This window comes from Streptomyces sp. NBC_00287 (assembly GCF_036173105.1).
Taxonomy (GTDB): domain Bacteria; phylum Actinomycetota; class Actinomycetes; order Streptomycetales; family Streptomycetaceae; genus Streptomyces.
Genome location: NZ_CP108053.1, coordinates 334,752 through 357,885, shown reverse-complemented (window position 1 = coordinate 357,885; position 23,134 = coordinate 334,752). Strand labels below are relative to the sequence as shown.

The window sequence follows — 23,134 nt, the reverse complement described above, 5'->3', positions numbered from 1 at the left end:
CCCCGTCAGTCGTCGAAGCGGTGGCGGGAGGACTCGATGTGGCCCAGGTGCGTGCGCGTCCAGCGGCACAGGCCGTCGATCGTCTCGCGCAGTTGCTGGGCCGGCGCGGTGAGGGTGTACTCGACGCGCGGCGGCACGGTCGGGTACACCGTCCGCTCCACCAGTCCGTTGCGCTCCAGCATGCGCAGGTTCTGGGTGAGCATCTTGTGGCTGATGCCCTCGACCTCCTTGCGCAGCTCGCTGAACCGCAGCGTCCGGTCACCGAGGAACTCGATGATCAGCAGCGCCCACTTGTTGGCGACGTCCGAGAAGATCTCCCGCGCCAGCGAGTCCGCGCGCGCCAGGTCCGCGTCCTCGGCAGTGCCCCTGACCTGCTTGGTCACCATGAGGTTCCCCCGTCACCGAAAAGTGCGTTCTTCCATGTCAACACACACTCTCCTACGGTTCCTGAGTAACCACAAGAGAGCACGAGAAGGGCTCACACCATGGCCATCACCCTCCTGAACCCCGGCGGACTTCCGCAGATCGACGCCTATCGGCAGGTGTCGATCGCGACCGGCTCCAAAATGGTCTTCGTCGCCGGGCAGGTCGCCTGGGACGAGCAGGGCGCCACGATCGGCGAGGGCGACCTCGCCGCCCAGGTCGAGCGCTGCTACCTCAACGTGGCCACCGCCCTGGCCGAGGCCGGCGCCTCCCTGGCGGACCTGGCGAAGCTGACCGTCTACGTCGTCGACTGGACCCCCGACAAGATGCCCCTGCTCATCGAGGGCATCGCCCGCGCGACCACGGCCCTCGGGGTGACCCCGGTACCGCCCGCCACACTGATCGGCGTCGCCGCCCTCGACGTCCCCGAACATCTGGCGGAGGTCGAGGCCACCGCGGTCATCGACTGACGCGACGGGGCGTGGTGATCCGGGTGACGGCCTCCACGGTCAGTCCGGGTCGAAGGGCCTCTCCAAATGGATCCGGCTACGACGCATCCACGCGTCGGTGAGCTCCCGGTACGTCCATGTCGAATGGGTGCTTTCCCGATCGACGTGAAGGTGAAGGCAGTACACCCAGTACTTTCAGGAGCGCCCGATCATGACCGTGACCTCAGACATGGCCATCACCCTCGACGGCTACATCGCCGGCCCCAATGTCTCCCTCGACAACCCCGGAGGCGACGGCGCCGAGCCGATCTTCGAGTGGATCCACACCCTGGCGAGCTGGCGGCAGCGCCAGGGCATGACCGGCGGCGAGGAGAACCGCGACTCCGAGCTGATCCGCGAGTGGTTCGACGCCACCGGAGCGGTGGTCATGGGCCGGACGATGTACGACCTGGGCGAGGAGTTCTGGGGCGACAACCCGCCCTTCAAGACCCCCGTCTTCGTGCTCACCCACCGCCCCAGGCCGACCCTCGTCAAGGAAGGAGGTACCACCTTCACCTTCGTCACCGACGGCATCCACAGCGCCCTCGACCAGGCGAAAGCCGCCGCGGGGGACCGGAACGTGGACATCGCGGGCGGGGCGGACACCGTGCAGCAGTACCTCAGGGAGGGCCTTATCGACGAACTCCAGCTGCATGTGGTGCCCGCGCTCCTCGGTGCGGGGCTGCGGCTCTTCGACGGAATCGGCGCCGAGCAGCGGAACCTCGAGGCGGTCGGGGTGGTGGACACGCCCCTCGCGACCCATCTGAAGTACCGCTTCGTGAAGTGAGCCGCTTGACCTTGTCGCAACGGCAACGTTTCTACTGGGGGCCATGCGAATCGGAGAGCCCAACGACGCGGTGAAGGCATTGAGGAAGGCCGTGCGATGGTCGTTCGCGGCCCTGGTGCCAGGAGAGCTCGTGCTCATCCTGTGCCTGGCCGGGGGAGTGACCATACCGCCAGGCGCACGGCTGGCCATGGAGTCGGCGATGCTCGCCGTCGGGATCGCGGCGAGCAGCCTGCTCTCCCTCGACTACCGGCGCCACCGCCGCGAGGGTCTGCACCGCCATCCGGCTCTCCTCGCCGCGATCGCCGACTCCGTCCCGGCCGTCGTGCGCAAACTGACCGCCCACGAGGTCTTCCTCTCCACCAGCTTCCTGCGCTGGGTGACCCGTCGAGGCCCGCACGGCGTACGCGACGGCGACCAGACCGTCCCGTACGCCCCGGGCCAGACGGCGGTCATGTACGGCTTCTTCTTCGTCTGCGTCGTCGAGACCGTGGCCCTCGCCTTCCTGATCCCCTGGCCGATCGTCCACGCCGTCACCCTCGTCCTCGACATCTGGGGCTGCTACTTCGTCATCGCCCTGCACGCCTCCTGCGTGGTCCGCCCTCATGTGATCGGCCCCGGCGGCTCGCTGCGTCTGCGCTACGGCGCCCTGCTGGACATCCGTATCCCGGCCGACCGCATCGCCTCCGTCCGCCAGGACCGCAAGTTCCCGGAGAGCAAGCTGGGGGCCGTGGACGAGAACGGCGTCTCCGACCTGGCCGTGGCGGGCCAGACGACCGTCACGGTCGAACTGACCGAGCCCGTCCGCTACATACGCGCGCTGGGCAAGCCCGCCGAGGCACGGACCTTCCGCTTCTACGCCGAAGACGCGGGGGCCGCGGTGGCCGCGCTGAGGGCGGCGTTGTCAGCGACCCCGCCTACCGTCGAGGCATGACCGACGGCCGGCCGTAGCATGATCGGCATGACGGCTGGAGGCGAGGAGCTGACCGGGGGCTCGGCGAACGCCGGCGCGGTCTTCCGTAGAGGCGGGCTGGTCGACCGCCCCGCGCCGCCCAACGCCCGCGCCCTTCATACCCACTTGCTCGCACTGAGGAAGCACGGTTTCAACGCGGCGCCGACCCCGATCGGCCTCACCGACGACGGCCGCGAGCAACTGACCTTCATCCCCGGCACGGTGGCCCTGCCACCCTTCCCTGACTGGGCACTGACCGACACCGCCCTCGCGTCGGTGGGACGCCTCCTGCGCCAATTCCACGATGCGAGCGCGGCCGTGGGTGTCGAGGCCGGCGTCGAGTGGCAGGCGGACCTCGCCGATCCGGCCGGAGGCACGGTCGTCTGCCACAACGACGTGTGCCCGGACAACGTCGTCTTCCGCGACGGCCGCGCCGCAGCCCTCATCGACTTCGACTTCGCGGCCCCGGGTCGACCGGTGTGGGACCTCGCCATGGCCGCCCGCTACTGGGTGCCCATGCTCGACCCCGAATCCGCGGCCGCCCTCTACCCCGCCGCACTCGACGCACCCACACGCCTGCGCACTCTCGCCGATGCCTACGGCCTACCGCCGCGCGAACGCGCCGAGTTGCCCGGAGTCATCGAGCAGGCCACGGAAACCTGCCGGGCCTTCGTCGGTCGCCGGGTCGCCGACGGTGACCCGGTCTACCAGCGCATGCTCGCCGAGCGCGGCGGTTGGCAACGGTGGGACCGCATTCAGGCGTGGCTGGCAGCCCGGCGAGACGCGTTCACGGCCGCATTGCTGGACTGACCAGCCTTACTGACAGAGCGCGTCGATGTCCTCGGCGTACGTCGGGAACTCCGCCCGTGCGTCGGCGATGATCGCCTGCGCGGTCCGGCGCGCAGTGGTCGCGTGGCGTTGCGCGAGCGAGGTGAGCGTCGGGTCCGGACGGCTCGTGTGGTCGTCGTATTCTACGGCTTCCATCGGTCCGATGCCGTCCGCGAGGACCCACAGGAAGTCGGACAGATTCCCGGCGACGACACCGCAGGCGCCCTCGGAGCCCATGAAGACCACCGGCTGTTCGGCGAGGGGGGGGCGGGGACGTATGCACCAGAGGGCGGCGAGTCCGCCGGTGCCGTCCTGCCCGAAGACGCGGTAGGCGCCGCCGTCGAGGTCGTGGTTGCCGGTCCAGTTGCGCAGCCAGTCGGTGGTCTCCTCGGGGGAGTCGAAGGCGGCGTAGGGCTCGAAGTCGATGCCGTTGCCCTCGTCGTAGTCGAACTCCAAGGCGGAGATTTCGGCCAGGGCCGGCGGCAGTGCGCGGTCGTCAACAGTCGTTTCTGTCACGCGCGCAGACTAGCCGCCGGCTCTGACAACGGTCGCTCAGATGCCGCAGGTGGGCGCGGACCAGTAGGGGGAGGGGTCGAGCGCGACGTGGGTGTGGTCGTTGTGGCCGGGGTAGCCCGGGCCGAGGATCTCCGAGAAGCCGTGCGTGCGGGCCTGTTGGGCGAGGCGGCACAGGGTCGGGGAGCCGGTGAGGTCGGCGGCGTCGCCGTAGAGGTGGCGGCTGGTGGACGAGCCGCCGACGGCGCTGTTGCAGGCGTAGGAGCGGAAGCCGCTGGAGACGGTGATCGGGACGTCGCCGAGCGCGTGCCGCATGGCTTCCAGCTTCCACATGGTCTTCAGGGCGTTCGCCTTGGCGGTGGCCGCGGAGACGGCGCCGCCGGACCAGTCGGAGTTGCAGCGGTTGAGCTCGGCGTAGCTGAAGTGGATCGGGGTGCAGTCCGCGTCCTGGAGGGCGTAGAGCTTGTTGAAGGTCGCCGATCCCGCGACTCCGTCGGCGGCGAGCCCGTATGCGGACTGGAACTTCTTGACGGCGGCGGCGGTTCGGGCGCCGTACTGGCCGTCGTAGGAGAGGCGTTCGCCGGAGGTGACCCAGCCGGCGACCCGGATCTGGAGCTGGGTGACATCGCTTCCGGAGGCGCCCTGGGAGAGGGTGCGGTTCCAGGTGTAGCACGCGTCGGCGTGCGCGGTGCCCGTGGTGGCGCCCACGCCCACCACGGCACCAGACATGATCATGACAAACGCGGTGAGGGAACGTGCCATCCGTCTGAACATCCCGACCTCCGGGTCGTCGACTTCCGGTTGATGTGACAACCGCCCTCTCGGCGGCGATCAGTGCCCAGCCTGAGGCCAAGCACTACGCGCGTCAACGGCGCGGCGGTGGCGGGGTGGTGAACGTGGGCGGCTCCCTGTACGGAAAGGCAGTTGCTACGGTCCGATCATGCCGCGACTGGTGGACGTCCCCGGATACCCGCTCTTCTGGACCGCCTCCGGGGTATCGGCGTTCGGCTCGCAGATCTCGGGGCTCGCCCTGCAGATCCTCACCGCGGTGACGCTGAGCGCCTCGGCGACGGAGGTGGGCCTGGTGAATGCCGCCCGCTGGCTGCCGTACCTGCTCTTCGGGCTCCTTGCGGGAGTTGTGGTGGACCGTTGCCGACGTAAGCCCATGCTGGTCGGCACGGATCTCGCACGGGCGGTCGTACTGGCCGCGATCCCCCTTGCCTACGCGTTGGACCTGCTCAGCATCGCGACGCTGTGCCTGCTCGTCTTCACCGTCGGGCTGTTGAGCCTGCTGTTCGAGGCGGCCAATCAGTCCTACGTCCCGCAACTCGTGCCGAGGGAGCTCCTGAACGCGGGCTACGCCCGTACCGAGCAGGCGAGTGCGGTGGCGGGCTCGACCGGTCCACTGATCGCCGGAGTGCTGATCAAGTACCTGGGCGCGCCGCTCGCCGTGCTGCTGGATGCCCTCACCTACCTCGCGTCCGGCCTGCTGCTCATGTCGGTCAAGGCCCATGACCCCGTCCCCGACCGGGGCGCGCGGCGTGGTCTGGGCAGCGAGCTGCGCGAAGGAGTGTCCTGGGTCTACCGCCACCGCACCCTGGCGCCCATCGCGCTGACCTCGCACGCGATGCTGCTCTTCAACACCATGGTCAGCACGGTGTTCGTGGTCTTCGCCCTGCGCGAGCTGCGGGTCGGCGACTTCGGTCTCGGGGTCACGTACGCGTGCGCGGGCGTGGGGGCGGTGCTCGGCGGGGCGCTGTCCGGGCGGGTGCGGGGAAGGTTCGACGTCGGCGCCACGCTGATCGTCTTCCGGGTGCTGGCGGCTGTCGGCTGGCTGCCGATTGTCCTTGCGGAGCCGGGGAGTTGGGCTGTTCCGGCGGTGTCTTCGGCCTTCTTCCTGGTCTCCCTGGCCATCGCGATCGAGAGCCCGGTGGAACTGAGCTACCGGCAGGCGGTCACTCCGGAGGGGTTGCGCGGGCGGATGAACGCCACGATCCGGTCGTTCAACTGGGGCATGGTGGCGGTGGGCGCGCCGCTCGGGGGAGTGTTGGCTGATCAGATCAGCTATCGGTTCGCCTTGTGGGTGGGGTTGTTCGGGGCGGTCCTTCAGGCGGTGGTGCTGGGGTTTTCCCGGGTGCGCGAGGCGCGTGGGTCGGAGGAGGTCTCGGCGGACCGGAGGTAGCCCGCGGGAGCCTGGGACCGGCTGGGCCAGGTTCGAAACCGGCGCGCAGGTCAACCGGATCGCCCGAGACCTCCAGAGCGCATCCGACGTCGTGGCCGCCACGGTCGCCGAGTTCTTCCCCCGCGACGTCCTGCACGTCCAGCAGATCTTGCGCGGCTTCCCACTCATCGACGCGGGTTGGCCCTGGGCGACAGGCAGCGCGGCGCCTCGTCCCGGCCCCGGGCGGGCGGTCACTTGGGCTCTATCCCGGCGCACAGAACTTCGCCGAGCGCTCGAACGCCTCCCGCGCCATCGACCCCGAACCCCCCTCGTACTGCACCCACACCCAAGGTTCCGCATACTCGGCCTGGGACTCATCGCGCCCCCGCCACCACTTGCTGAGCGCCCGGACGATGACCTGGCCCTCTTCCCCCATACGCTCATGCGCCCGGCTCTTCTCCGAGTGCCGCTCGTCGGAGAGGCCGTCGATCGGTGGAGGAGGGGTGCGGTCGGTCTCGACGTAGAGGGAGACCTGGTCGTACTGAACACCCTCGTCGGGACTGCTGAGCCCCGTCACATGTCTGACCGCGGCCCGCTCGGTACGGCTTCCGTACCGAGCGACCGCGGCCTTGAACCGCTCCGCGCTCTCGGGGTCGGCGATCAGAGCGGCGGCGGTTTCGGTGGTGTGGGCTGGGTAGATCTGGATGCCCTCACACGCCGCGGCGGCCTTGTCGGTGCCGCAACCGGTCAGAGCAGCCAGGAGTACGACGACCGGCACCCCTACCGCACGACGAAGGTCCCCCATACCCCAGCCCCACCATCTGCCGAACGACTGAACGATCTTGAGGATCCTAGACGTCCCGTTCTCCCCGTACGACCCGCGCCGCCGCGACGAGGTTCTCCAGCGCCGCGCGGACCTCCGGCCAACCCCGCGTCTTCAGACCGCAGTCGGGATTGACCCACAACCGCTCGGCGGGAATCGCCCGCAACCCGGTCCGCAGCAGATCGGCCGCCTCCCGCACACTCGGAACGCGCGGCGAGTGGATGTCGTACACCCCCGGCCCCGCCTCCCGCGGATATCCGTGCGCGGCCAGCTCGCGGGCCACCTGCATATGGGAACGGGCGGCCTCCAGGCTGATGACATCGGCGTCGAGATCGTCGATGGCCCGCACGATGTCACCGAACTCGGCGTAGCACATGTGCGTGTGGATCTGGGTGTCCGGCCGCACCCCACCGGTGGTCAGCCGGAACGCCTCCGTCGCCCAGGCCAGATACCCCGGCCGGTCGGCGGCGCGCAGCGGCAGCGTCTCGCGCAGCGCGGGCTCGTCGACCTGGATCACCGAACTGCCCGTTGCCTCCAGGTCGTTCACCTCGTCGCGCAGGGCGAGGGCAACCTGCCGTGCGGTCTCGGCGAGCGGCTGGTCGTCCCGGACGAAGGACCAGGCGAGCATGGTGACCGGACCGGTGAGCATCCCCTTGACCGGGCGGCCGGTGAGCGATTGGGCGTACGTCGTCCAGCGCACCGTCATCGGTTCCGGGCGCGAGATGTCGCCGGCCAGGATCGGCGGGCGGACGTAGCGGGTGCCGTAGGACTGCACCCAGCCGTGCTGTGTGGCGAGATACCCGGTGAGCTGCTCGGCGAAGTACTGGACCATGTCGTTGCGTTCGGGTTCGCCGTGGACCAGGACGTCCAGCCCGGCCTTCTCCTGGAAGGAGATCACTTCCCGGATTTCGGCCCGGATGCGCTCCTCGTACGCGGCTGTGTCGATCCGGCCCGCTCGCAGGTCGGCCCGTGCGGAGCGCAGTTCGCCGGTCTGCGGGAAGGAGCCGATGGTGGTCGTCGGCAACAGCGGGAGGCCGAGCAGGGCTCGCTGTGCGGCCGCGCGTTGGGCGTACGGCTGCGAGCGGTGGGCGTCGGCCTCGGTGACCGCGGCGGTGCGGGCCCGTACGTCCGGGTCGTGGGTGATGGGGGAGTGGGCGCGGGAGGCCAAGTCGGCCCGGTTCACGGCCAGTTCGGCGGCGATGGTGTCGGTGCCGCGGGCCAGGCCCTTGGCCAGGGTGACGACCTCGGCGGTCTTCTGGCGGGCGAAGGCGAGCCAGCGCAGAATCTGCGGCTCGATGTCCCGCTCGGCCGCGGTGTCGAGGGGGACGTGGAGGAGGGAGCAGGACGCCGATACGTCGACGCGGTCGGCCAGGCCGAGGAGGGTGCCCAGGGTGGTGAGGGAGGTGGCCAGGTCGTTGACCCAGATGTTGCGGCCGTTGACGACTCCGGCGACCAGACGCTTGCCGGGCAGTCCACCCACGGCGGCGAGGTCATCCAGGCACGCGGCGTCCGTGAGGTCGAGCGCGAGTCCGTCGACCGGGGCCTTGGCCAGCACCGGCAGCGCCTCGCCGAGACGACCGAAATACGAGGCGACCAGCAGCTTCGGCCGGTCGGTGAGGGCACCGAGGCCACGGTAGGCGCGTGCAGCGGCGTTGAGTTCGGCCGGGGTGCGGTCCTGGACGAGGGCGGGCTCGTCGAGCTGAACCCACTCGGCTCCCGCGGCGCGCAGATCGGCGAGGATCTCGGCGTACACCGGCAGCAGCCGGTCGAGAAGGACCAGCGGGTCGAAGCCGGCGGCGACGCCGGGCGCGGGCTTGGCGAGGAGGAGGTAGGTGACGGGACCGATGAGGACGGGCCGGGCGGTCAGGCCGAGCGCGAGGGCCTCCTTCAACTCGCTCACCTGCTTGCTGGAGTCGGCAGTGAACACCGTGTCCGGGCCCAACTCCGGGACCAGATAGTGGTAGTTCGTGTCGAACCACTTGGTCATCTCCAGCGGGGCGATGTCTTGCGTGCCGCGCGCCATGGCGAAGTACCCGTCGAGCGGGTCGGCATCGAAGGCAGCCCGGTGGCGGGCGGGGATCGCGCCCACCATGACGGTGGCGTCCAGGACATGATCGTAGAACGAGAAGTCGCCGGTGGGGACTTCGCCGATGCCGGCTTCGGCCAGTTGCTGCCAGGTTCCGCGTCGCAGCTCGGCGCCGGTGGCGCGGAGGGCGTCGGCGGAGACGCGGCCCTTCCAGTAGCCCTCGACGGCCTTCTTCAGCTCCCGGTTCGGGCCCTGCCGGGGGTAGCCGTAGACGGTGGCCAGCGCGGCCGTGGCTGTGGACTCGGTGGTCACGGAGATCTCCTTCGCGAGATGAATCCCTGAGGTCCCGGGGACGGGACGAGAGCGCGAAGGGGTGACGGACCGGGCGGGAAGCGAGGGGTGTCGCGCCGCCTGGTATGTGTCGCCGACCCGCCCTCGAGGTCACCGGGATGTCCGCGCACGAGTCGTCCGTGCGCGGGCAGATGGCAGGTCTTCGGACTCGCGGGCACATCCTCCTCGGGGAGGACACCTACTGGCCGTCGCTTCCCGGACCCAGTACGTCGGGCCCAGTGCGTATGACGGCGGTCGTTCCCACTCACCGCTGCGGGGCAGTCCCGGATTTCCACCGGGTTCCCTCTTGCGACGCATCCCGCCTGGCGGACGGGGCGAACCAGCTGCACGGGTCAGCGTACGGGGCCGTGGAAGGTGGCGTCGGGATTTGGCTGGTGAAGTGAGACACGCACAGGTCAGGCACCGCCCGGCAGACTGATTGATACTTCAAGGATTTCGGGGCAGGATGGCCGGGCCGAGGCGGGCCGACGCTTGAGGAGCCTTCATGAGCCGTGCCGAATTTCCAGAGGTCACGACGGTGTCGGGCGCCGTGCGCGGACGCCGCGAGGACGGCCTGGTGGTCTTCCGTGGCATTCCGTACGCGCAGCCGCCGGTGGGAGAGGCACGCTTCGCGGCGCCGCGGCCGGTGAGGCGCTGGGACGGAGTGCGGGAGGCGTACTCCTTCGGTCCGCCGCCCCCGCAGGAGCCATTCGGCCCTGAGGACCCGCCTGCTGACACCACGGCCGCCGGGGACGACTGGCTGACGGTCAACGTCTGGACGCCGGACGCGGATACGGCCGCCCGCCGACCGGTGATGGTCTGGATCTACGGCGGCGCCTACAAGTTCGGCTCCGCCGACGACCCCGCCTACGACGCTGGACGCCTCGCACGCGACGGTGAGCTGGTCGTCGTCACCTTCAACTACCGGGTCGGCATCGAGGGGTTCGCCCGGGTCGAGGGTGCCCCGGCCAACCGTGGCCTCCTCGACCAGGTCGCGGCCCTGGAGTGGGTGCGCGAGAACGTCTCCGCGTTCGGCGGCGACCCCGACCAGGTCACCGTCTTCGGGGAGTCGGCCGGCGCCGGGTCGATCGCCGCGCTGCTGACGATGGACCCGGCGCGCGGCCTGTTTCGGCGGGCCATCGTCCAAAGTGTGCCGGGCACGTTCTTCTCGGACGAACTCGCCGTGGACATCGCCGGAACCATCGCCGGACAGCTGGGGCTGCGTCCCACCGTGGCCGATCTGTCCGGCGTGGACCCGCGCAAGCTGCCCGAGGCGGGGGCCGTGCTGGGTGGGCGGATGCGTGAGTACGCGCACCGCTGGGGCCCGGTCGCCCACACCCCGACGCCGTACTCACCGGTCGTCGACGGCGAGGTCCTGACCCGCACGCCCTGGGAGGCGCTGGCCGACGGGGCCGCACGCGACGTGGAGCTGATCGCCGGCCACAACCGGGACGAATACCGGCTCTTCCTCCTGCTCGGCGGTCTGCTCGGCCGGGTGGACGACAACCTCGCGGCCTCGGCCCTGAACTGGTTCGGGCCCACACCGGACGCCGAGCAGTCCTACCGCGCCGCCTTCCCGCAAGCCTCGGCGGAGTACCTCTTCGAACTCGTCCAGTCCGACTGGCTGTTCCGCATGCCCACCCTGCACCTCGCCGAGGCCCAGGTGGCCGGTGGCGGTCGGGCGCACCTCTACGAACTCACCTGGTCCGCCCCGGCGGGCGGCGGCGCACTGGGCGCCTGCCACGGCCTGGACGTACCGCTGACCTTCGGTGTCTACGAGGGCCTCGGCGCCATGCTGATCGGCCCGACCCCCTCCCCGGAGACCGAGACCCTCTCCGCCCGCATCCGCTCCGCCTGGACGGCTTTCGCCACCACGGGCGACCCGGGCTGGCCCGCCTACGACACCGAACAGCGCCTCGTCCAACTCCTCGACACCGAACCCACGGTCACCGCCTACCCGGAGGAAGCGTCGCGTCGTCTCTGGGAGGGACACACGTTCACGACCCTGCCGCTGACGACGTCGTAGCGCACCTGGCCCCGGGCTACTCGAAGTCCTCGACGAAGTAACTGTCGTGCCGGACGCGGAACCGCATGAGTTCCTCAGCACCGCGCTGTGCCATCTCAGCGACCTGCTCGAAGTACTCCTCCCGCGGGGCGCCGGGGGAGAAGAGCATGAGCATGGACACCGGTTCGTCGGTCACATTCTTGAAGGCATGCAGGCCACCGACCGGCACGTACAGGAAGTCGCCCGCGCGGCCCGTGAGCCACTTCTCGCCGTTGTAGAGCTCCAGTTCGCCCGAGAGGACATAGAAGGACTCCGAGATGGTCTTGTGGAAGTGGGCCTTGGCACCGGCGGACCGCGGCCCCAACTCGGCCTTGTACAAACCGAATTCGCCCCCTGTCTCCGCACTGGTGGCGAGATAGTGGGTTGAGCCGCCCGGCGACGAGATGTCCGGCGGGGTGTCGGCCGGCCGGAAGACCGCGTTCACTTCACCGTTGTTGCCGTGGTAGCGAGCCTCCGGGTACTGGAGGTTTTCCGGGTACGACATGATGCGCTCCTTTGGCGTGTCTCCACCGGCATGATGGCTCGCGGCACGGGATGGGGGCATCGGGCTTCCGGATGATCTTGGCGGTTCGAGGAAGGAGGGCTGGAGTACTAAGCGCCCCTCCTGGGGCCCTGGCCCGCTGTCCACGGCCGAACAAGATCGTTGTGCAAGCTCTAAGCTCGCGTGGTGATCACCGACGACATCCCGCTCGATGCACTCGCCCGCTCCTGGGAGGAGATCCGCGAGGGCTACTACGACTTCCGAAACGACGCGTACGACCGGACGGTCCTGGAGTGCGCGGCGCGGCTCGCTGCCGACCCCGGCGGGGAGTCGTCGTACGTGTGGACGATCGGGCTTCTGATGATGGCCCCCTATGTCGCCTGGGCGCCCGGCGACGGCGTCGTGCCGGAGGCCAGAGCGGCGCTGGAGGCGGCCGACGGCGCCCTGCGCGGCCGGGCCTGCGAGCACGGGACGCATCCCTACCGGGAGCATGAGGCCGAGTGCGACGAGGACCTGGCCAGGCAGTTGTGCGGCCTCTCCGACGCGAGCGCCGAATGGGAGGAGAACCACCCCCGCGAACAGTGGCTCTGCCTCCGCAATGTCGCCGGACTCGCGCGCATCGCCCTGGACATCATCGAACCCGGCTCGGCCCCGGACGTCCCGCCCCGACTGCCGATCGGAGCCCAGGACACCATCGACACGCTCTCCGCGCTGCTGCACGGCTACCCGGAACCGGGGACCGATGTCGACGAGGAGATCTCCGGTCAGGCAGCGGAGCTGCGGTCCGCCAAACCCGCGGACCGACCCGGACACCTGCTGGTCGTCATGGCGCTCTCCTGGTACGCCGTCTCCGACTTCGTACGGAACGTCTCCGTACTCGATGAACTGATCGCCGCGCTGGAGGCGACGCTGCCCCACTATCCCGACGCGACCTGCGCACACGACGGGCACCCGGCCCTGCCCCGCAGCGGCCCGAACGCCGCCGCACTCGGCATCAGGCTCAGCAGCTCCGGAGGGCGCGCTCTCTACGAACGCCGCGCGCACCAGCCTCCGTTGGAGCATCTGCTGTGCCCGGTCGTCCTGGCGGACATCACCAAGAAGTCGCTGAGCGCACTGCGCGCTCGACGCGCCGAACTCCTGGGTGATGCCGGCGACCGCTAGCGCGCTGCTGTCAGACCTTCGCCCCGCGCGAGACGCGGAACACCACATTCGGGCGCAGTGGCCCATCGGGCGCGGTGAGGTCGTCGAAGTCGCCGTCCGGAACGCGGGTCATGCCGATGCGGCGCATCACCGCCTGCGAGCGGAGGTTGGTGGCCGTTGTCATGGCGAGGATCTCGGGAAGGTCCAGGGTGTCGAAGCCGTACGCCAGGACTGCCAGCGCGGCCTCGGTCGCGTAGCCCTGCCCCCAGGCCGAGCGGGCGAGCCGCCAGCCGATCTCGACCCCGGTGAACGGTGTGTCGTCCTCCACCTCGTCCAGGCCCGCGAAGCCGATGAACTCACCCGTGGCGCGCACCTCGACCGCCCACCACCCGTAGCCTCGCCGGTCGAACTCGGCCAGGAAATGAGCCACGGATGCATCGCTCTGCTCGCGGGTGAGCAGGTCGCCCAGGTGCTCGCGAACCTCGGCGTCGGCATTCATCGCCGCCCACGGTTCAAGGTCGGAGTCCCGCCATCGACGCAGGACGAGGCGATCGGTACGCAGTTCAGCCATGCCGCCCAGCCAACGCGAGTCATCGGCCGGCGGCAATCTCTTTTCGGGATGCGTCAGCCATCGGCCGGTATCGGCGCGACCAGGGCGGCAAGCTCCTCAGGCGTACGAGGACCGGCGGCACCATCGTTCAACAGCCCCTGCCCTCGCAGCAGTTCAGCGGCAGCAACCCCCCACGGCAACCGCAACCCCGCCTCCCGCAGAAGATCGGTACGGGCCAGCATCTCCGGCGCGGGCCCCGTACGGACACCCCCCGGTGTGAGCAGCGCCGCGTCATCGGCCCAGCGCAGCGCGAGATCGACGTCATGCGTGGCCATCACCACCGTCGTACCGCCCGCCCGTAGCCCGTCCAGCGTGGCGAGCAGCCGTTCCTGCCCGTCCGGGTCGAGCCCGGCGGTCGGCTCGTCGAGGATCAGTACCCGTGGCCGCATTGCCACCGCTCCGGCGATGGCGGTCCGCTTGCGCTGGCCGTAGGAGAGCAGATGCGTGGGCCGATCGGCCAACGCCGTGATGTCGAGGGCGGCGAGCGCCTCCTCGACCCGCCCGCGCACCTCGGCGTCGGAGAGCCCGAGGTTGAGCGGTCCGAAGGAGACATCCTGCCCGACGGAGGCCGCGAAGAGCTGGTCGTCGGGGTCTTGCACCACCAGCTGGACGGTCGTACGCAACCGGGTCAGCCCCTTGCGGTCGTACGACACCACCTGCCCGTCGACGGTCAGCCGGCCCGCGCGCGGCCGTAGCCCGCCGCTCAGCAGCCGCATCAGCGTGGTCTTGCCACTGCCGTTGCGTCCGAGCAGGGCCAGCGCGCGCCCCTCGCACACCTCGAAGTCCAGACCGTCGAGCACGGTCGGTCCTTCTTCGTAGGCGTAGGACGCGCCCCTGAGGGCGACCAACTCGCTCATGACAGGGGACCTTCCAGTACGAGGGTGAGGGCGGCCAGCGCCACGAGGAGCCCGCAGCTCGCGGCCGTGAAGCGGGCGGAGATCCGGGCTTCCGGTACCAGGACGCGCAGTGTGCCGTCGTAGCCCCGCCCGGCGAGCCCGGCCTGCAGACGGGTGGCCCGGTCGAAGGCCCGCACGAACGCGGTGGCCCCGAGCCCGCCCAGGGATCGCCAGGTCGCCGCCCGCGTGGTGTGTCCGAGCCGTGCGGCCTGGGCGTCGCGGATCCGGCGCATGGAGTCCAGCAGCAGGAAGCTCATCCGGTACGTCACCAGCGCCACGTCGACCACGGCCGCCGGCACCCCGGCCTTCACGAGTCGGGGCAGCAGATCCGACATCGGGGTGGTGAACGCGAACAGGAGCACGCCGAGGGAGGCCGCCGAGGTGCGCAGCAGCAACTCCCCGGCGCGCAGGGCACCGTCGTCGGCGAGGGAGAGGAAGCCCTCGGGCCCGCCCACCTGGACCAGCAAGGTGGCCGCACCGGTCACACAGAAGCCCAGCGGCACCCGATAAGCCCGCCACAGCTTGCGGCCCGGCACGCCCGCCGGACCCAGCAGCACGGCGAGCGCCGTCAGCAGGACCAGCGCGGCGCCCGGCCAGGGCGGCAGGGAGATCGCGAGCACGGTCAGCCCGAGCCCGAGCACGGCCTTGTCCACGGGATGGCGGCGGCGCCAGCGACTGCTGTGCGCCGCCGCGTCGATCGGCAGCACGAGGGCTCAGACCCCTTCGCCGTCGGACTCCCCGGCGCCACCCACGCTCACGGAATCCCGTTCCCGGGCCCGCTGTTCACCCTGCTTGCGGCCGCGCCGCAGCCCGAAGTAGTAGGCGAGCACGCCCGCGCCGAGGGCCGCCTGGAGGGAGAACAGCGCCGACTCGATCTCACCGGAGGGCGGCTCGTACAGGGGCGAGAACCAGGGCTCGTAGTCCGGTTCGATCTCGGTGATCGCCGTCTCCGCCTCGCCGTCGGCGCCCGTGAACGGCTCCTCCTTGTGGTCACCGAGACCGAGGACGAGCGGCATGACCGCAAGAAACGCCACGGCCAGCAGAAGCAGAAGGTTGATCTTCGTGTTACGGCTCATCGGGCCACCGCCTCGGTACCGGTCTTGCGGGCGCCGGCCTTGGTGGTGAGCAGCACACCGAGCCGGGTCAGCTCTCCCTTGCTGGACTGCACCAGCAGACGCATCACCAGCACCGTGAGAAGCCCCTCGCTCACCGCGAGCGGGATCTGGGTGACGGCGAAAATGGAGCCGAACTTGCCGAGCGCCCCGAGGAATCCGCTGCTCGGGTCGGGGAACGCGAGCGCCAGCTGGACGCTGGTGACGCAGTAGGTGGACAGGTCCGCGACGAACGCGCCGCAGAACACGGCGGCCATCAGCGGCACGTCGTAGCGCCGCAGCAGCTTGTAGACGGCGTATCCGGCCCAGGGCCCGACGATCGCCATGGAGAAGACATTGGCGCCGAGCGTGGTCAGGCCGCCGTGCGCGAGCAGCAGGGCCTGGAAGAGCAGGGTGATGGTGCCCAGGACCGCCATGATCGGCGGCCGGAACAGGATGGCGCCCAGCCCTGTGCCGGTGGGATGGGAGCAACTCCCGGTCACCGAGGGCAGTTTGAGAGCGGACAGTACGAAGGTGAAGGCCCCGGAGGCGCCGAGGAGCAGGGTGCTCTCCGGGTGCTCCCTGACCTCACGGGTGAGTGACCGAACTCCGTGAATGACGAATGGCGCGGACGCGGCGCCCCAGGCGACCGCGTGCGCCGGAGGCAGAAAACCCTCGGCTATGTGCATGGCTCAGCAGACCCTCTCCAGCACCTCGTGGATGGTTGACGTGCCTTGGCCGGTCTCCTGGCTGACGGGTGACACCGCCCGTACTCCGCCTTCCCGGGTCCAAGGACCCAGTGGCTGCCCGTGAGGGCCGGAGCCGGACTTCCCGATTCACAGTGGCGAGGGCCGCACCGGCATCACACCGGATTTCCCGTTCACCAAGGCGTGGTGACAGTAGTGCCTGATCAGGTCGGCTGACAAGCGCTCCCCGGGGGCGCAAAGGCGGCGCACGCCCGCTCATACGCCGGGGCGTGCACCGGCGGCGCTTTGCGGGTCAGTCCCAGGTGTAGCCGTCTCCGAAGTTGAGGGTGTGTTCGAGGACGTCCTCCAGGGGGTCGTTGATCTCGACGGTGTTGACCAGTGCGACCACGGGTGCGTTGGGGGCGACGTTCAGGGCGGGAGCGTCGTGGGCGGCGGCGTCCCCGGCGGCTGCGAGGACCGTTGCGGTCAGAGCGGCGGGGGCGAGGATGAGGCGTGCGCGCATGGGTGCTCTCCTTCGACATCGGGTCGATCGGGGGTTACCGTGCCTCCCACCCGCAAAGTCACCTCATCCGGGCAATTCACCTGTAAGGGGTGGGCGTTCGGCGGTGTGGGTGTGGGCTGCCCGCGCGTACAGCAGCAGCTGTGTGACCAGGGGGTTTTGGTCGTTCTTGCGCCGGGCGACGGCGACCCGGGTGCGCGCGGTGCCGGGTTCGATCCTGCGGAACGCGACACCCTTGAGGCGTATGCGTCGGATGCTCGCCGGAGCCAGGGAGACGCCCAGACCGGTCTCCACGAGCGCGCACACGGTCTGCCACTCCACGGCGTGCTGAACGATCTGCGGCGCGAAGCCTTCCGCGGTGCACAGGCCGACGATCTGGTCGTACAGCCGCGGCCCCGCCTCCCGGGGCAGCAGAACGAAGGGTGAGTCCGCCAACTGTGAGAGCCGTACGGTCCGGTGGGCGGCCAGAGGATGGGTGGTCGGCAGCACGGCGACGAAGGGCTCGGTGAGTATCGTCCTGAAGTCGAGCTCCGGCTCGGTGTCGGGGGGCTCGCGCAGCAGGCCGACGTCGATGACCCTCTCGTGCAGCGCGGCGAGTTGCGGGGCGGTCGTCATCTCACGGATGTCCAGGTGCACACCGGGGAACCGCTGACGGAAGTCGCGGAGCAGGCTGGGCAGGACGGTCAGGGCGAGGGAGGCGGCAAAGCCGATCCGCAGACGGCCGGCGCTGCCGCTGCCGACGGCGCGGGCGGCGGCGAGTCCGTCCGCGAGTTCGCCGAGGGCTCGCCGAGCGGCGGGCAGCAGCTCGCGCCCGGCGGGGGTGAGCGTGACCCGCCCGGGTTCGCGACGGAACAGCGCATGGCCGACCTTGTCCTCCAACCGACGGATCTGCTGGCTCAACGGCGGCTGCGCGATGCCCAGTCGGGAGGCCGCACGGCCGAAGTGGAGTTCCTCGGCGAGCACGACGAAGGCGTGCAGTTGGGGGAGGGGAAGTTCGGGACGCTCCATACGCCTAGAGATATCAGCAGACGCCGAAGCTCGTATTAGACGTATTCCTGCTGGTCACCTAGCGTTCGGCGCATGACAGAGCGACGTGCGATCCTCAGCGGCTCCACTTTCGAGGAGCAGATCGGTTACGCCCGTGCCGTGGTGGACGGCGACTGGGTGCATGTGTCCGGGACGACCGGCTTCGACTACACCACCATGACGATCTCCGACGACGTGGTGGAGCAGGCCGAGCAGTGCCTGCGCAATATCGAGGCCGCGCTGACCGAGGCGAAGTGCACCTTCGTCGACGTGGTGCGAGTGCGCTATCTGCTGCCCGACCGCGAGGACTTCGAGCCCTGCTGGCCGGTCCTGCGCCGCTGCTTCGGTGAAGTCCGGCCGGCCGCCACGATGCTGATGTGCGGCCTGGCCGACCCTCGGATGAAGATCGAGATCGAGGTCTACGCGCGGCGGGCGGACCGGCAGGGTGGATCAGAAGCACCCGCAGTGCTGTATAGTTGATCATGAGCTGGTCGCCGGAACTCACGGCGCTCCGGTCCTGCGTTGGTGGTCCAAGGAAAGACGCCCCGCTTCCTGCGGGGAGATGCAGGTGCAAGGCCTGCCCGGCGCTCGCAGATCTGGCCCGTCCCGAACATCGGGGCGGGCCAGATGCGTTGTCGTCAGGACCTGGGAACTCGGTTGATCTCAGTTCTGTTCCGGTGAGCTGATCGCGACGAGTTCCACTTCGAAGCCGTCGACGTTCTCCAGGTACGCGGCGTAGTGCTGTGCGCCGCCGGCGTATGGATGCCGCTCGGGGAACAGCAGGTGCCAGCCGTGCCGCGCCGCGTCCGCTGTCAGTTTGTCGACCGTGGGGGCGTCTTCGATGTGGAAGGCGAGGTGATTGAGTCCCGGGCGGCAGCGGTCGTGCTGTTCGGCGGTGAGATCCGAGGACTGCTCGACAACCAGATAGGTCGGCCCGAGCCGCCAGCTGCGTCCGCCGTCCCAGCTCTGGAAGGGGTCGTAACCCAGTGCCTCCAGCAGCCAGCCGATCGAGGCGAGCGCGCGATCGAGGTCCGGTACCCACAGCTCGACGTGGTGCAGGACGCCGTGGGCTGCCGCCCGAAGCGGTTCTCCCTCGATCTCCGGCTCATGATCCATGCGGTCAGCATAGGCAGTGCCGCGGTTGGCCCCGCTGATTGGCCGATTGGTTCAACCACGTCAAAGTCAACGCCCATGGCGGCCACTTCATCCCCTGCTTGTTGACGCCGTGTCTCGCCAGTGGTTCAGTGGCTCATCCACTGAGCCACTGAAGGGGAGTCAGGATGGGCGCGCTGCCGCGTGAGACCACGGTCGATGTTCTGGAGAGGCGGCTGCGGGAGGACATTCTCGGTGGGCGTCATCCCGCCGGGAGTTATCTGCCTCCCGAGCGGGAGCTGGCCGATGAGTTCGGGGTCAACCGCACCACCCTGAAGCATGCGTTCGGCCGGCTGGCGCATGCGGGGCTGTTGGAGACCAGGCATGGGGTGGGTACCCGCGTGCGGGACTTCCTGCGCCTGGGCGGGGCGGATCTGCTGCCGATGCTCGTGGGCCACAGCCCGGACTGGATCGCTGAGATCTTCGAAGTACGGTGCAGTATCGGCGCGTTGATCGCGGAACGAGCCGCTGCTCGTGCCACGGCGGCCCAAGTTGCCGAACTGCGCAAACTGGTGGCGGCGGTCGGGGACGCGGAGGGCGGCGAGGCCGCGCAGTTGGCGGATGCCGAGGTGCACCGGGCGCTGGCCCGTGCGACGGGCAACCGGGTGTACGTGCTGCTGACCAACACGCTGTTCAATGCCTATCTGCCGGTACGCGCGGCGCTGGTGGGGCCGTTCGTCGATGCCGGGGCCGCTCACGACCGTCTGGCGCCGGTCGTCGAGGCCGTGGCCGCCGGTGACCAGGAGGCGGCGCGCGCGGCTGCGGGCGCCTATCTGTCGGCGACGGAACGCATCATGCTCGACGACCTGGCGCGCTCCCGCCGACGCCGGGACGGTGCCTGGTGACCGCCCGGGGCACGGCGTTCAAAGAGACGATGCTGGGCCGAGTGCACCTGCGCGACGAGGATCGCGACCGCCCTGTGCGGGTGGACCTCGTGGCCCGCGCCGAGACGGTGATGCTGCCCCACCGCACGACACAGGCGCGGCTGACGGGACGGGTACGGATAGCCGGGCGGGCCGACGACGCCGAAGCCGTGGGCGAGTTGGAGATCTCACCGCTGGCCCGCCGCAGGATCCGCTACCGCATCACCTTCGCCCTGGAGGGACGGCGCCTGGTACTGGACGGCTGGAAGTCCATCTCGCCCGCACGGCCGCTCACGTCGATGACCGTACTGCCGTTCACCCTGTACGAAGACGGCGACCGCGTCGGCGAGGGCACCCTGCGCTTCCCCCTCGCCACCGGCCTGTTGCCCTTCCTGGCGAGCTTCCGCTTCCCCCATCAGGCCGCCCCTGCCGCGGACCTGGCGTCACGCTGGGACGGCACACCGGGGCGGACGGAGGTCTGGTACACCACCCTGACCGATCCGGCCACCGGCACGGGAGTCTGGCTGCACCACGAGGTCGTGGCGCCCACCGACGGCTCCGGCGCCCACGCCCACGGCTGGGTGGCCGTATTCCCCAAGGACGGTCCCGTCGAGCACGCACGCTTCCGCCCCGTACCGTGGACAGGCCCTCCGCAGGGCTTCCTCACCGAGGACGTCAGCGCGCTGCCCGGCCGACTGGCGGGCTCGGCGGGTTCCTTCACCTGGGAGCTCACCGAGACGCCCCAGGGTGCGCCGGTCCACACGTTCCCCCGCTGGTCGTGGCGCCGCCCCTGGCTGCCGGCCAGCCAGATGCTGCCTGCCGCCCGCTGTCGGTACGACGGCACCATCCGCTACGGCGCGGGCGAACTACGGCTGGAGGGCGCGGTGGGCGCGAGCGCCCGGATCTACGGCCACGGCAACGCACGGCGTTGGGCCTGGCTGCACGCGGACCTGGGCGGCGGTGACGTGCTGGAGATCATCGCCGCGGTGTCCATGCGACGCGGCCTGCGTCGGCTGCCTCCCTTGGTGTTCCTGCGCCTGCTGCACGACGGACGCACCTGGCCTCGCCGCGCGGAACGTACCGCCGTGGGCTTGGCCGGCAGCAGTCGGTTCCGGGCGGACATCGGCCTGCCCGAGTGGCGGGTGACCGGCCGCGCGGGCAGACGCCGTATCCGGGTGACGGTCACGCAGCCGCCCGAGCGGACGCTGGCTTTGACCTACACAGATCCCGACGGGTCCGCTGCGGTCTGCCGCAACAGCGAGACGGCGGACGCGGTGGTCAGCCTGGAGCACTGGTGGGGCAGGTGGCGGCAGGAGGCCGTATGGCGGCTGTCGGGGACGGCGCATGCGGAGGTCGGCGACCGATGAGTACGCCGCCCCCTGCTTCCGCTGTCGCGGCACTGGTCGCGGCGTTGCTCGCCGACGACGGCACGGCAGAGTGGACGCGCCATGTGCCGCTGCGCCTTCAGACGCTGCTCGATGCCCTGCCCGCTCCTGCCCGCACCGGGATACGGGGCGCGGCCTGGGCAGTCGAGGCCTACGCCGTAGCCCGTACGGGTCGGCTCCTGACCGCGCTCGGTTGTGCGGAGCGCGAGCGCCTCATGGCGCAACTCGGCTCCCACCCGGCACTGTTGCCCCTCCTGGACGCGGTCAAGGTGCCGGTGCTGCTGGCGGCCGGCACCGAACGGACGTTGCATCAGCGCTCTGCGCCGCCGCTGCTCGCTCCCGACGATCCGCCACTGGACTGCACCCCCTCCCGCGACTGGCCCACCCGGTCCACCGCTGACGCGGTCGTCGTCGGATCGGGTGCGGGCGGCGCCATGGCCGCCCGGACACTGGCCCGCGCGGGGCTGCGTGTGGTCGTACTGGAGGAGGGAGAGCACCATACGACCGCCTCGTTCGGGCGCCGGGCACCGCTGGACCGCTTCACCGACCTCTACCGGGACGGCGGCGCCACGATCGCGCTCGGCAGCCCGCCGCTGGTCCTGCCGGTGGGCCGCGCGGTCGGCGGCACGACGGTCGTCAACTCCGGTACCTGTTACCGCACACCCGACCACGTCGTGGCCCGCTGGCGCAGTCGCTACGGATTCGCCGCCGCAGAGGGCTTCGACACCTACCTGGACGAGGTGGAGCGCACCCTGCGCGTGGCCCGACAGCCCCTGGACGTGATCGGGACCAACGGGCGGATCGCGCTGGCCGGTGCGAAGGAACTCGGCTGGGACGCGGCACCCCTGCGCCGCAACGCCCCTGGCTGCAAAGGCTCGTGCCAGTGTGTCGTCGGCTGCCCCACCGGCGCCAAACAGAGCGTCCAACTCTCCGTGCTCCCCGACGCCTGCGCGTCCGGCGCCCGGATCGTGACGGGCGCCCGCGTGCGGCGGATCCTCATCGACCCCGACCGGCCGGGCGGCCCACGCGCCGCCGGGGTGCTGGCGAGCCGCCCGGACGGCAGCGAACTGGAGATTCTCAGCCCGTTGGTCGTGGTCGCCGCGGGAGCCCTGCAGACCCCGCTGCTGCTGCGCCGCTCCGGCCTCGGCGGACACCCCCGCACGGGCCGTAACCTCAGTGTGCACCCGGCCATCAGCGTCGCGGGCCGCTTCAGCCGCCCGGTCACCGGCGGACAGGGCGTACTGCAGAGCGTCGGGGTGGAAGAACTGCACGCCGACGGCGTCCTCATCGAGGCGACCGCGGCTCCACCGGGCATGACCTCGTTCGTCCTGCCGGGCGTGGGACAGAGCCTGCGACGCGAACTGGAGAGCACCGAGCACCTCGCCACGCTTGGCGCCATGATCGCCGACAGGCCGTCGGGCCGGGTCCTGGGCCGCGAGCGCACACTGCTCCGCTACGACCTCGCCCCCCGCGACGCCGACCGCCTTCTCCGGGCCCAACGAGCCATGGGCCGCCTGCTGTTCGCCGCCGGCGCCGAGGAGGTCCTCACCGGCGTCGCACATGCCCCACGCGCGCGAACACCGGACCAACTGGAAGCGCTGTTGGACACGGTGACGGCACGCCGACTGCACGTCTCCGCGTTTCACCCCACGGGCACGGCAGCCGCCGGCGCAGACCCCGAACACGCACCGACCGACTCGGAGGGCCAACTGCGCGGCGTCCACGGCGTCCTGATCACCGACGGCTCGGTACTGCCCAGTTGCCCGGAGGTGAATCCCCAACTGAGCATTATGGCGGCGGCCCTGGCCATCACGGACCGCTTGGTACACCGGCCGCGTTGACGAGCCTGACCGCTTCCGCCGCGGCCTCGAACCAGGTCCGATGCACAACC

At 70.3% G+C, this 23,134-nt stretch carries 25 protein-coding genes and 2 riboswitches; of the genes, 11 read left to right on the top strand and 14 right to left on the bottom strand.

What is annotated here, in order from left to right:
• Positions 1-5: 5 nt before the first annotated feature.
• Positions 6-386 carry a winged helix-turn-helix transcriptional regulator gene (locus OHT76_RS01895; RefSeq protein WP_328868931.1) on the bottom strand — a complete coding sequence of 127 codons (381 nt, stop codon included), beginning with the start codon at positions 384-386 and terminating at the stop codon, positions 6-8.
• Between the two features lie 99 nt (positions 387-485).
• Between OHT76_RS01895 and OHT76_RS01890 the strand changes: the two genes are divergently transcribed.
• The 4 genes from OHT76_RS01890 (at position 486) to OHT76_RS01875 (ending at position 3,457) form a co-directional block, all read left to right on the top strand.
• Complete coding sequence (locus OHT76_RS01890; protein WP_328868930.1) at positions 486-893, top strand: RidA family protein; 408 nt, start codon at positions 486-488, stop codon at positions 891-893.
• Between the two features lie 190 nt (positions 894-1,083).
• A complete protein-coding gene (locus OHT76_RS01885) occupies positions 1,084-1,698 on the top strand; it encodes a dihydrofolate reductase family protein (protein WP_328868929.1) in 615 nt (204 codons plus the stop codon).
• Positions 1,699-1,741: 43 nt separating this feature from the next.
• Positions 1,742-2,629, top strand: coding sequence for a hypothetical protein (locus OHT76_RS01880; protein WP_328868928.1), 888 nt, complete (start codon positions 1,742-1,744; stop codon positions 2,627-2,629).
• Between the two features lie 18 nt (positions 2,630-2,647).
• Positions 2,648-3,457: a phosphotransferase gene (locus OHT76_RS01875; RefSeq protein ID WP_328868927.1), complete on the top strand. Its 810-nt coding sequence runs from the start codon at positions 2,648-2,650 to the stop codon at positions 3,455-3,457.
• A gap of 6 nt (positions 3,458-3,463) precedes the next feature.
• Here the strand turns inward: OHT76_RS01875 and OHT76_RS01870 are convergent, their stop codons facing one another.
• Complete coding sequence (locus OHT76_RS01870) at positions 3,464-3,991, bottom strand: SMI1/KNR4 family protein (RefSeq protein WP_328868926.1); 528 nt, start codon at positions 3,989-3,991, stop codon at positions 3,464-3,466.
• Positions 3,992-4,027: 36 nt separating this feature from the next.
• Positions 4,028-4,762 carry a D-Ala-D-Ala carboxypeptidase family metallohydrolase gene (locus OHT76_RS01865; protein WP_328868925.1) on the bottom strand — a complete coding sequence of 245 codons (735 nt, stop codon included), beginning with the start codon at positions 4,760-4,762 and terminating at the stop codon, positions 4,028-4,030.
• A 166-nt stretch (positions 4,763-4,928) separates the two neighbouring features.
• On the opposite strand from OHT76_RS01865, the gene OHT76_RS01860 reads away from it, so the two are divergent.
• Positions 4,929-6,170, top strand: a complete 1,242-nt coding sequence (locus OHT76_RS01860; RefSeq protein ID WP_328868924.1) for an MFS transporter — start codon at positions 4,929-4,931, stop codon at positions 6,168-6,170.
• Positions 6,171-6,411: 241 nt separating this feature from the next.
• Here OHT76_RS01860 and OHT76_RS01855 read toward each other — a convergent pair whose 3' ends face one another.
• Both OHT76_RS01855 and metE read right to left on the bottom strand, forming a co-directional pair.
• Positions 6,412-6,954 (bottom strand): hypothetical protein, encoded by a 543-nt coding sequence (locus tag OHT76_RS01855; protein WP_328868923.1) that lies wholly within the window; start codon positions 6,952-6,954, stop codon positions 6,412-6,414.
• Positions 6,955-7,000: 46 nt separating this feature from the next.
• The gene (gene metE / locus OHT76_RS01850) at positions 7,001-9,310 is read right to left on the bottom strand and encodes a 5-methyltetrahydropteroyltriglutamate--homocysteine S-methyltransferase (protein ID WP_328868922.1); all 2,310 of its coding nucleotides are present in this window, start codon (positions 9,308-9,310) and stop codon (positions 7,001-7,003) included.
• A 155-nt stretch (positions 9,311-9,465) separates the two neighbouring features.
• Positions 9,466-9,688, bottom strand: a riboswitch (cobalamin riboswitch).
• Between the two features lie 145 nt (positions 9,689-9,833).
• Between metE and OHT76_RS01845 the strand changes: the two genes are divergently transcribed.
• Positions 9,834-11,354: a carboxylesterase/lipase family protein gene (locus OHT76_RS01845; RefSeq protein WP_328868921.1), complete on the top strand. Its 1,521-nt coding sequence runs from the start codon at positions 9,834-9,836 to the stop codon at positions 11,352-11,354.
• Between the two features lie 16 nt (positions 11,355-11,370).
• On the opposite strand, the gene OHT76_RS01840 is transcribed toward OHT76_RS01845, so the two are convergent.
• A complete protein-coding gene (locus OHT76_RS01840; protein WP_328868920.1) occupies positions 11,371-11,877 on the bottom strand; it encodes a cupin domain-containing protein in 507 nt (168 codons plus the stop codon).
• A gap of 183 nt (positions 11,878-12,060) precedes the next feature.
• On the opposite strand from OHT76_RS01840, the gene OHT76_RS01835 reads away from it, so the two are divergent.
• Positions 12,061-13,035: a hypothetical protein gene (locus OHT76_RS01835; protein WP_328868919.1), complete on the top strand. Its 975-nt coding sequence runs from the start codon at positions 12,061-12,063 to the stop codon at positions 13,033-13,035.
• A gap of 10 nt (positions 13,036-13,045) precedes the next feature.
• Here the strand turns inward: OHT76_RS01835 and OHT76_RS01830 are convergent, their stop codons facing one another.
• The 7 genes from OHT76_RS01830 to OHT76_RS01800 form a co-directional block, all read right to left on the bottom strand.
• Positions 13,046-13,585 carry a GNAT family N-acetyltransferase gene (locus OHT76_RS01830; RefSeq protein ID WP_328868918.1) on the bottom strand — a complete coding sequence of 180 codons (540 nt, stop codon included), beginning with the start codon at positions 13,583-13,585 and terminating at the stop codon, positions 13,046-13,048.
• 53 nt (positions 13,586-13,638) lie between these two features.
• Complete coding sequence (locus OHT76_RS01825) at positions 13,639-14,481, bottom strand: energy-coupling factor ABC transporter ATP-binding protein (protein WP_328868917.1); 843 nt, start codon at positions 14,479-14,481, stop codon at positions 13,639-13,641.
• The gene (gene cbiQ / locus OHT76_RS01820) at positions 14,478-15,227 is read right to left on the bottom strand and encodes a cobalt ECF transporter T component CbiQ (RefSeq protein ID WP_328868916.1); all 750 of its coding nucleotides are present in this window, start codon (positions 15,225-15,227) and stop codon (positions 14,478-14,480) included. Before cbiQ ends, OHT76_RS01825 begins: the two co-directional genes overlap by 4 nt.
• 6 nt (positions 15,228-15,233) lie before the next feature.
• Positions 15,234-15,596, bottom strand: a complete 363-nt coding sequence (locus OHT76_RS01815) for an energy-coupling factor ABC transporter substrate-binding protein (RefSeq protein ID WP_328868915.1) — start codon at positions 15,594-15,596, stop codon at positions 15,234-15,236.
• Complete coding sequence (locus OHT76_RS01810; RefSeq protein ID WP_328868914.1) at positions 15,593-16,300, bottom strand: energy-coupling factor ABC transporter permease; 708 nt, start codon at positions 16,298-16,300, stop codon at positions 15,593-15,595. Before OHT76_RS01810 ends, OHT76_RS01815 begins: the two co-directional genes overlap by 4 nt.
• 30 nt (positions 16,301-16,330) lie before the next feature.
• Positions 16,331-16,514, bottom strand: a riboswitch (cobalamin riboswitch).
• A 96-nt stretch (positions 16,515-16,610) separates the two neighbouring features.
• Positions 16,611-16,820 (bottom strand): hypothetical protein, encoded by a 210-nt coding sequence (locus OHT76_RS01805; RefSeq protein ID WP_328868913.1) that lies wholly within the window; start codon positions 16,818-16,820, stop codon positions 16,611-16,613.
• 63 nt (positions 16,821-16,883) lie between these two features.
• Positions 16,884-17,825: a LysR family transcriptional regulator gene (locus OHT76_RS01800; protein WP_328868912.1), complete on the bottom strand. Its 942-nt coding sequence runs from the start codon at positions 17,823-17,825 to the stop codon at positions 16,884-16,886.
• A gap of 72 nt (positions 17,826-17,897) precedes the next feature.
• On the opposite strand from OHT76_RS01800, the gene OHT76_RS01795 reads away from it, so the two are divergent.
• Positions 17,898-18,323: a RidA family protein gene (locus tag OHT76_RS01795; RefSeq protein ID WP_328868911.1), complete on the top strand. Its 426-nt coding sequence runs from the start codon at positions 17,898-17,900 to the stop codon at positions 18,321-18,323.
• A 183-nt stretch (positions 18,324-18,506) separates the two neighbouring features.
• On the opposite strand, the gene OHT76_RS01790 is transcribed toward OHT76_RS01795, so the two are convergent.
• Positions 18,507-18,959, bottom strand: a complete 453-nt coding sequence (locus OHT76_RS01790; protein ID WP_328868910.1) for a VOC family protein — start codon at positions 18,957-18,959, stop codon at positions 18,507-18,509.
• A 164-nt stretch (positions 18,960-19,123) separates the two neighbouring features.
• Here OHT76_RS01790 and OHT76_RS01785 point away from each other — a divergent pair, with 164 nt between their 5' ends.
• Genes OHT76_RS01785 through OHT76_RS01775 form a run of 3 tightly spaced genes read left to right on the top strand, consistent with a single transcriptional unit; the run spans position 19,124 to position 23,084 of the window.
• Positions 19,124-19,840 carry a FadR/GntR family transcriptional regulator gene (locus OHT76_RS01785; protein ID WP_328868909.1) on the top strand — a complete coding sequence of 239 codons (717 nt, stop codon included), beginning with the start codon at positions 19,124-19,126 and terminating at the stop codon, positions 19,838-19,840.
• On the top strand, positions 19,837-21,225 hold the full coding sequence (locus tag OHT76_RS01780) for a hypothetical protein (protein WP_328868908.1): 1,389 nt from the start codon (positions 19,837-19,839) through the stop codon (positions 21,223-21,225). The genes OHT76_RS01785 and OHT76_RS01780 overlap by 4 nt, the downstream gene beginning before the upstream one ends.
• On the top strand, positions 21,222-23,084 hold the full coding sequence (locus OHT76_RS01775; RefSeq protein ID WP_328868907.1) for a GMC family oxidoreductase: 1,863 nt from the start codon (positions 21,222-21,224) through the stop codon (positions 23,082-23,084). The genes OHT76_RS01780 and OHT76_RS01775 overlap by 4 nt, the downstream gene beginning before the upstream one ends.
• Positions 23,085-23,134: the final 50 nt, after the last annotated feature.

What these genes read in the sequence shown, in the direction of transcription:
- OHT76_RS01895 (WP_328868931.1), bottom strand. Translation starts at nt 386, where the DNA reads ATGGTGACCAAGCAGGTCAGGGGCACTGCCGAGGACGCGGACCTGGCG.
- OHT76_RS01890 (WP_328868930.1), top strand. Translation starts at nt 486, where the DNA reads ATGGCCATCACCCTCCTGAACCCCGGCGGACTTCCGCAGATCGACGCC.
- OHT76_RS01885 (WP_328868929.1), top strand. Translation starts at nt 1,084, where the DNA reads ATGACCGTGACCTCAGACATGGCCATCACCCTCGACGGCTACATCGCC.
- OHT76_RS01880 (WP_328868928.1), top strand. Translation starts at nt 1,742, where the DNA reads ATGCGAATCGGAGAGCCCAACGACGCGGTGAAGGCATTGAGGAAGGCC.
- OHT76_RS01875 (WP_328868927.1), top strand. Translation starts at nt 2,648, where the DNA reads ATGATCGGCATGACGGCTGGAGGCGAGGAGCTGACCGGGGGCTCGGCG.
- OHT76_RS01865 (WP_328868925.1), bottom strand. Translation starts at nt 4,762, where the DNA reads ATGTTCAGACGGATGGCACGTTCCCTCACCGCGTTTGTCATGATCATG.
- OHT76_RS01860 (WP_328868924.1), top strand. Translation starts at nt 4,929, where the DNA reads ATGCCGCGACTGGTGGACGTCCCCGGATACCCGCTCTTCTGGACCGCC.
- OHT76_RS01855 (WP_328868923.1), bottom strand. Translation starts at nt 6,954, where the DNA reads ATGGGGGACCTTCGTCGTGCGGTAGGGGTGCCGGTCGTCGTACTCCTG.
- OHT76_RS01845 (WP_328868921.1), top strand. Translation starts at nt 9,834, where the DNA reads ATGAGCCGTGCCGAATTTCCAGAGGTCACGACGGTGTCGGGCGCCGTG.
- OHT76_RS01840 (WP_328868920.1), bottom strand. Translation starts at nt 11,877, where the DNA reads ATGTCGTACCCGGAAAACCTCCAGTACCCGGAGGCTCGCTACCACGGC.
- OHT76_RS01830 (WP_328868918.1), bottom strand. Translation starts at nt 13,585, where the DNA reads ATGGCTGAACTGCGTACCGATCGCCTCGTCCTGCGTCGATGGCGGGAC.
- OHT76_RS01825 (WP_328868917.1), bottom strand. Translation starts at nt 14,481, where the DNA reads ATGAGCGAGTTGGTCGCCCTCAGGGGCGCGTCCTACGCCTACGAAGAA.
- OHT76_RS01815 (WP_328868915.1), bottom strand. Translation starts at nt 15,596, where the DNA reads ATGAGCCGTAACACGAAGATCAACCTTCTGCTTCTGCTGGCCGTGGCG.
- OHT76_RS01810 (WP_328868914.1), bottom strand. Translation starts at nt 16,300, where the DNA reads ATGCACATAGCCGAGGGTTTTCTGCCTCCGGCGCACGCGGTCGCCTGG.
- OHT76_RS01805 (WP_328868913.1), bottom strand. Translation starts at nt 16,820, where the DNA reads ATGCGCGCACGCCTCATCCTCGCCCCCGCCGCTCTGACCGCAACGGTC.
- OHT76_RS01800 (WP_328868912.1), bottom strand. Translation starts at nt 17,825, where the DNA reads ATGGAGCGTCCCGAACTTCCCCTCCCCCAACTGCACGCCTTCGTCGTG.
- OHT76_RS01795 (WP_328868911.1), top strand. Translation starts at nt 17,898, where the DNA reads ATGACAGAGCGACGTGCGATCCTCAGCGGCTCCACTTTCGAGGAGCAG.
- OHT76_RS01790 (WP_328868910.1), bottom strand. Translation starts at nt 18,959, where the DNA reads ATGGATCATGAGCCGGAGATCGAGGGAGAACCGCTTCGGGCGGCAGCC.
- OHT76_RS01785 (WP_328868909.1), top strand. Translation starts at nt 19,124, where the DNA reads ATGGGCGCGCTGCCGCGTGAGACCACGGTCGATGTTCTGGAGAGGCGG.
- OHT76_RS01775 (WP_328868907.1), top strand. Translation starts at nt 21,222, where the DNA reads ATGAGTACGCCGCCCCCTGCTTCCGCTGTCGCGGCACTGGTCGCGGCG.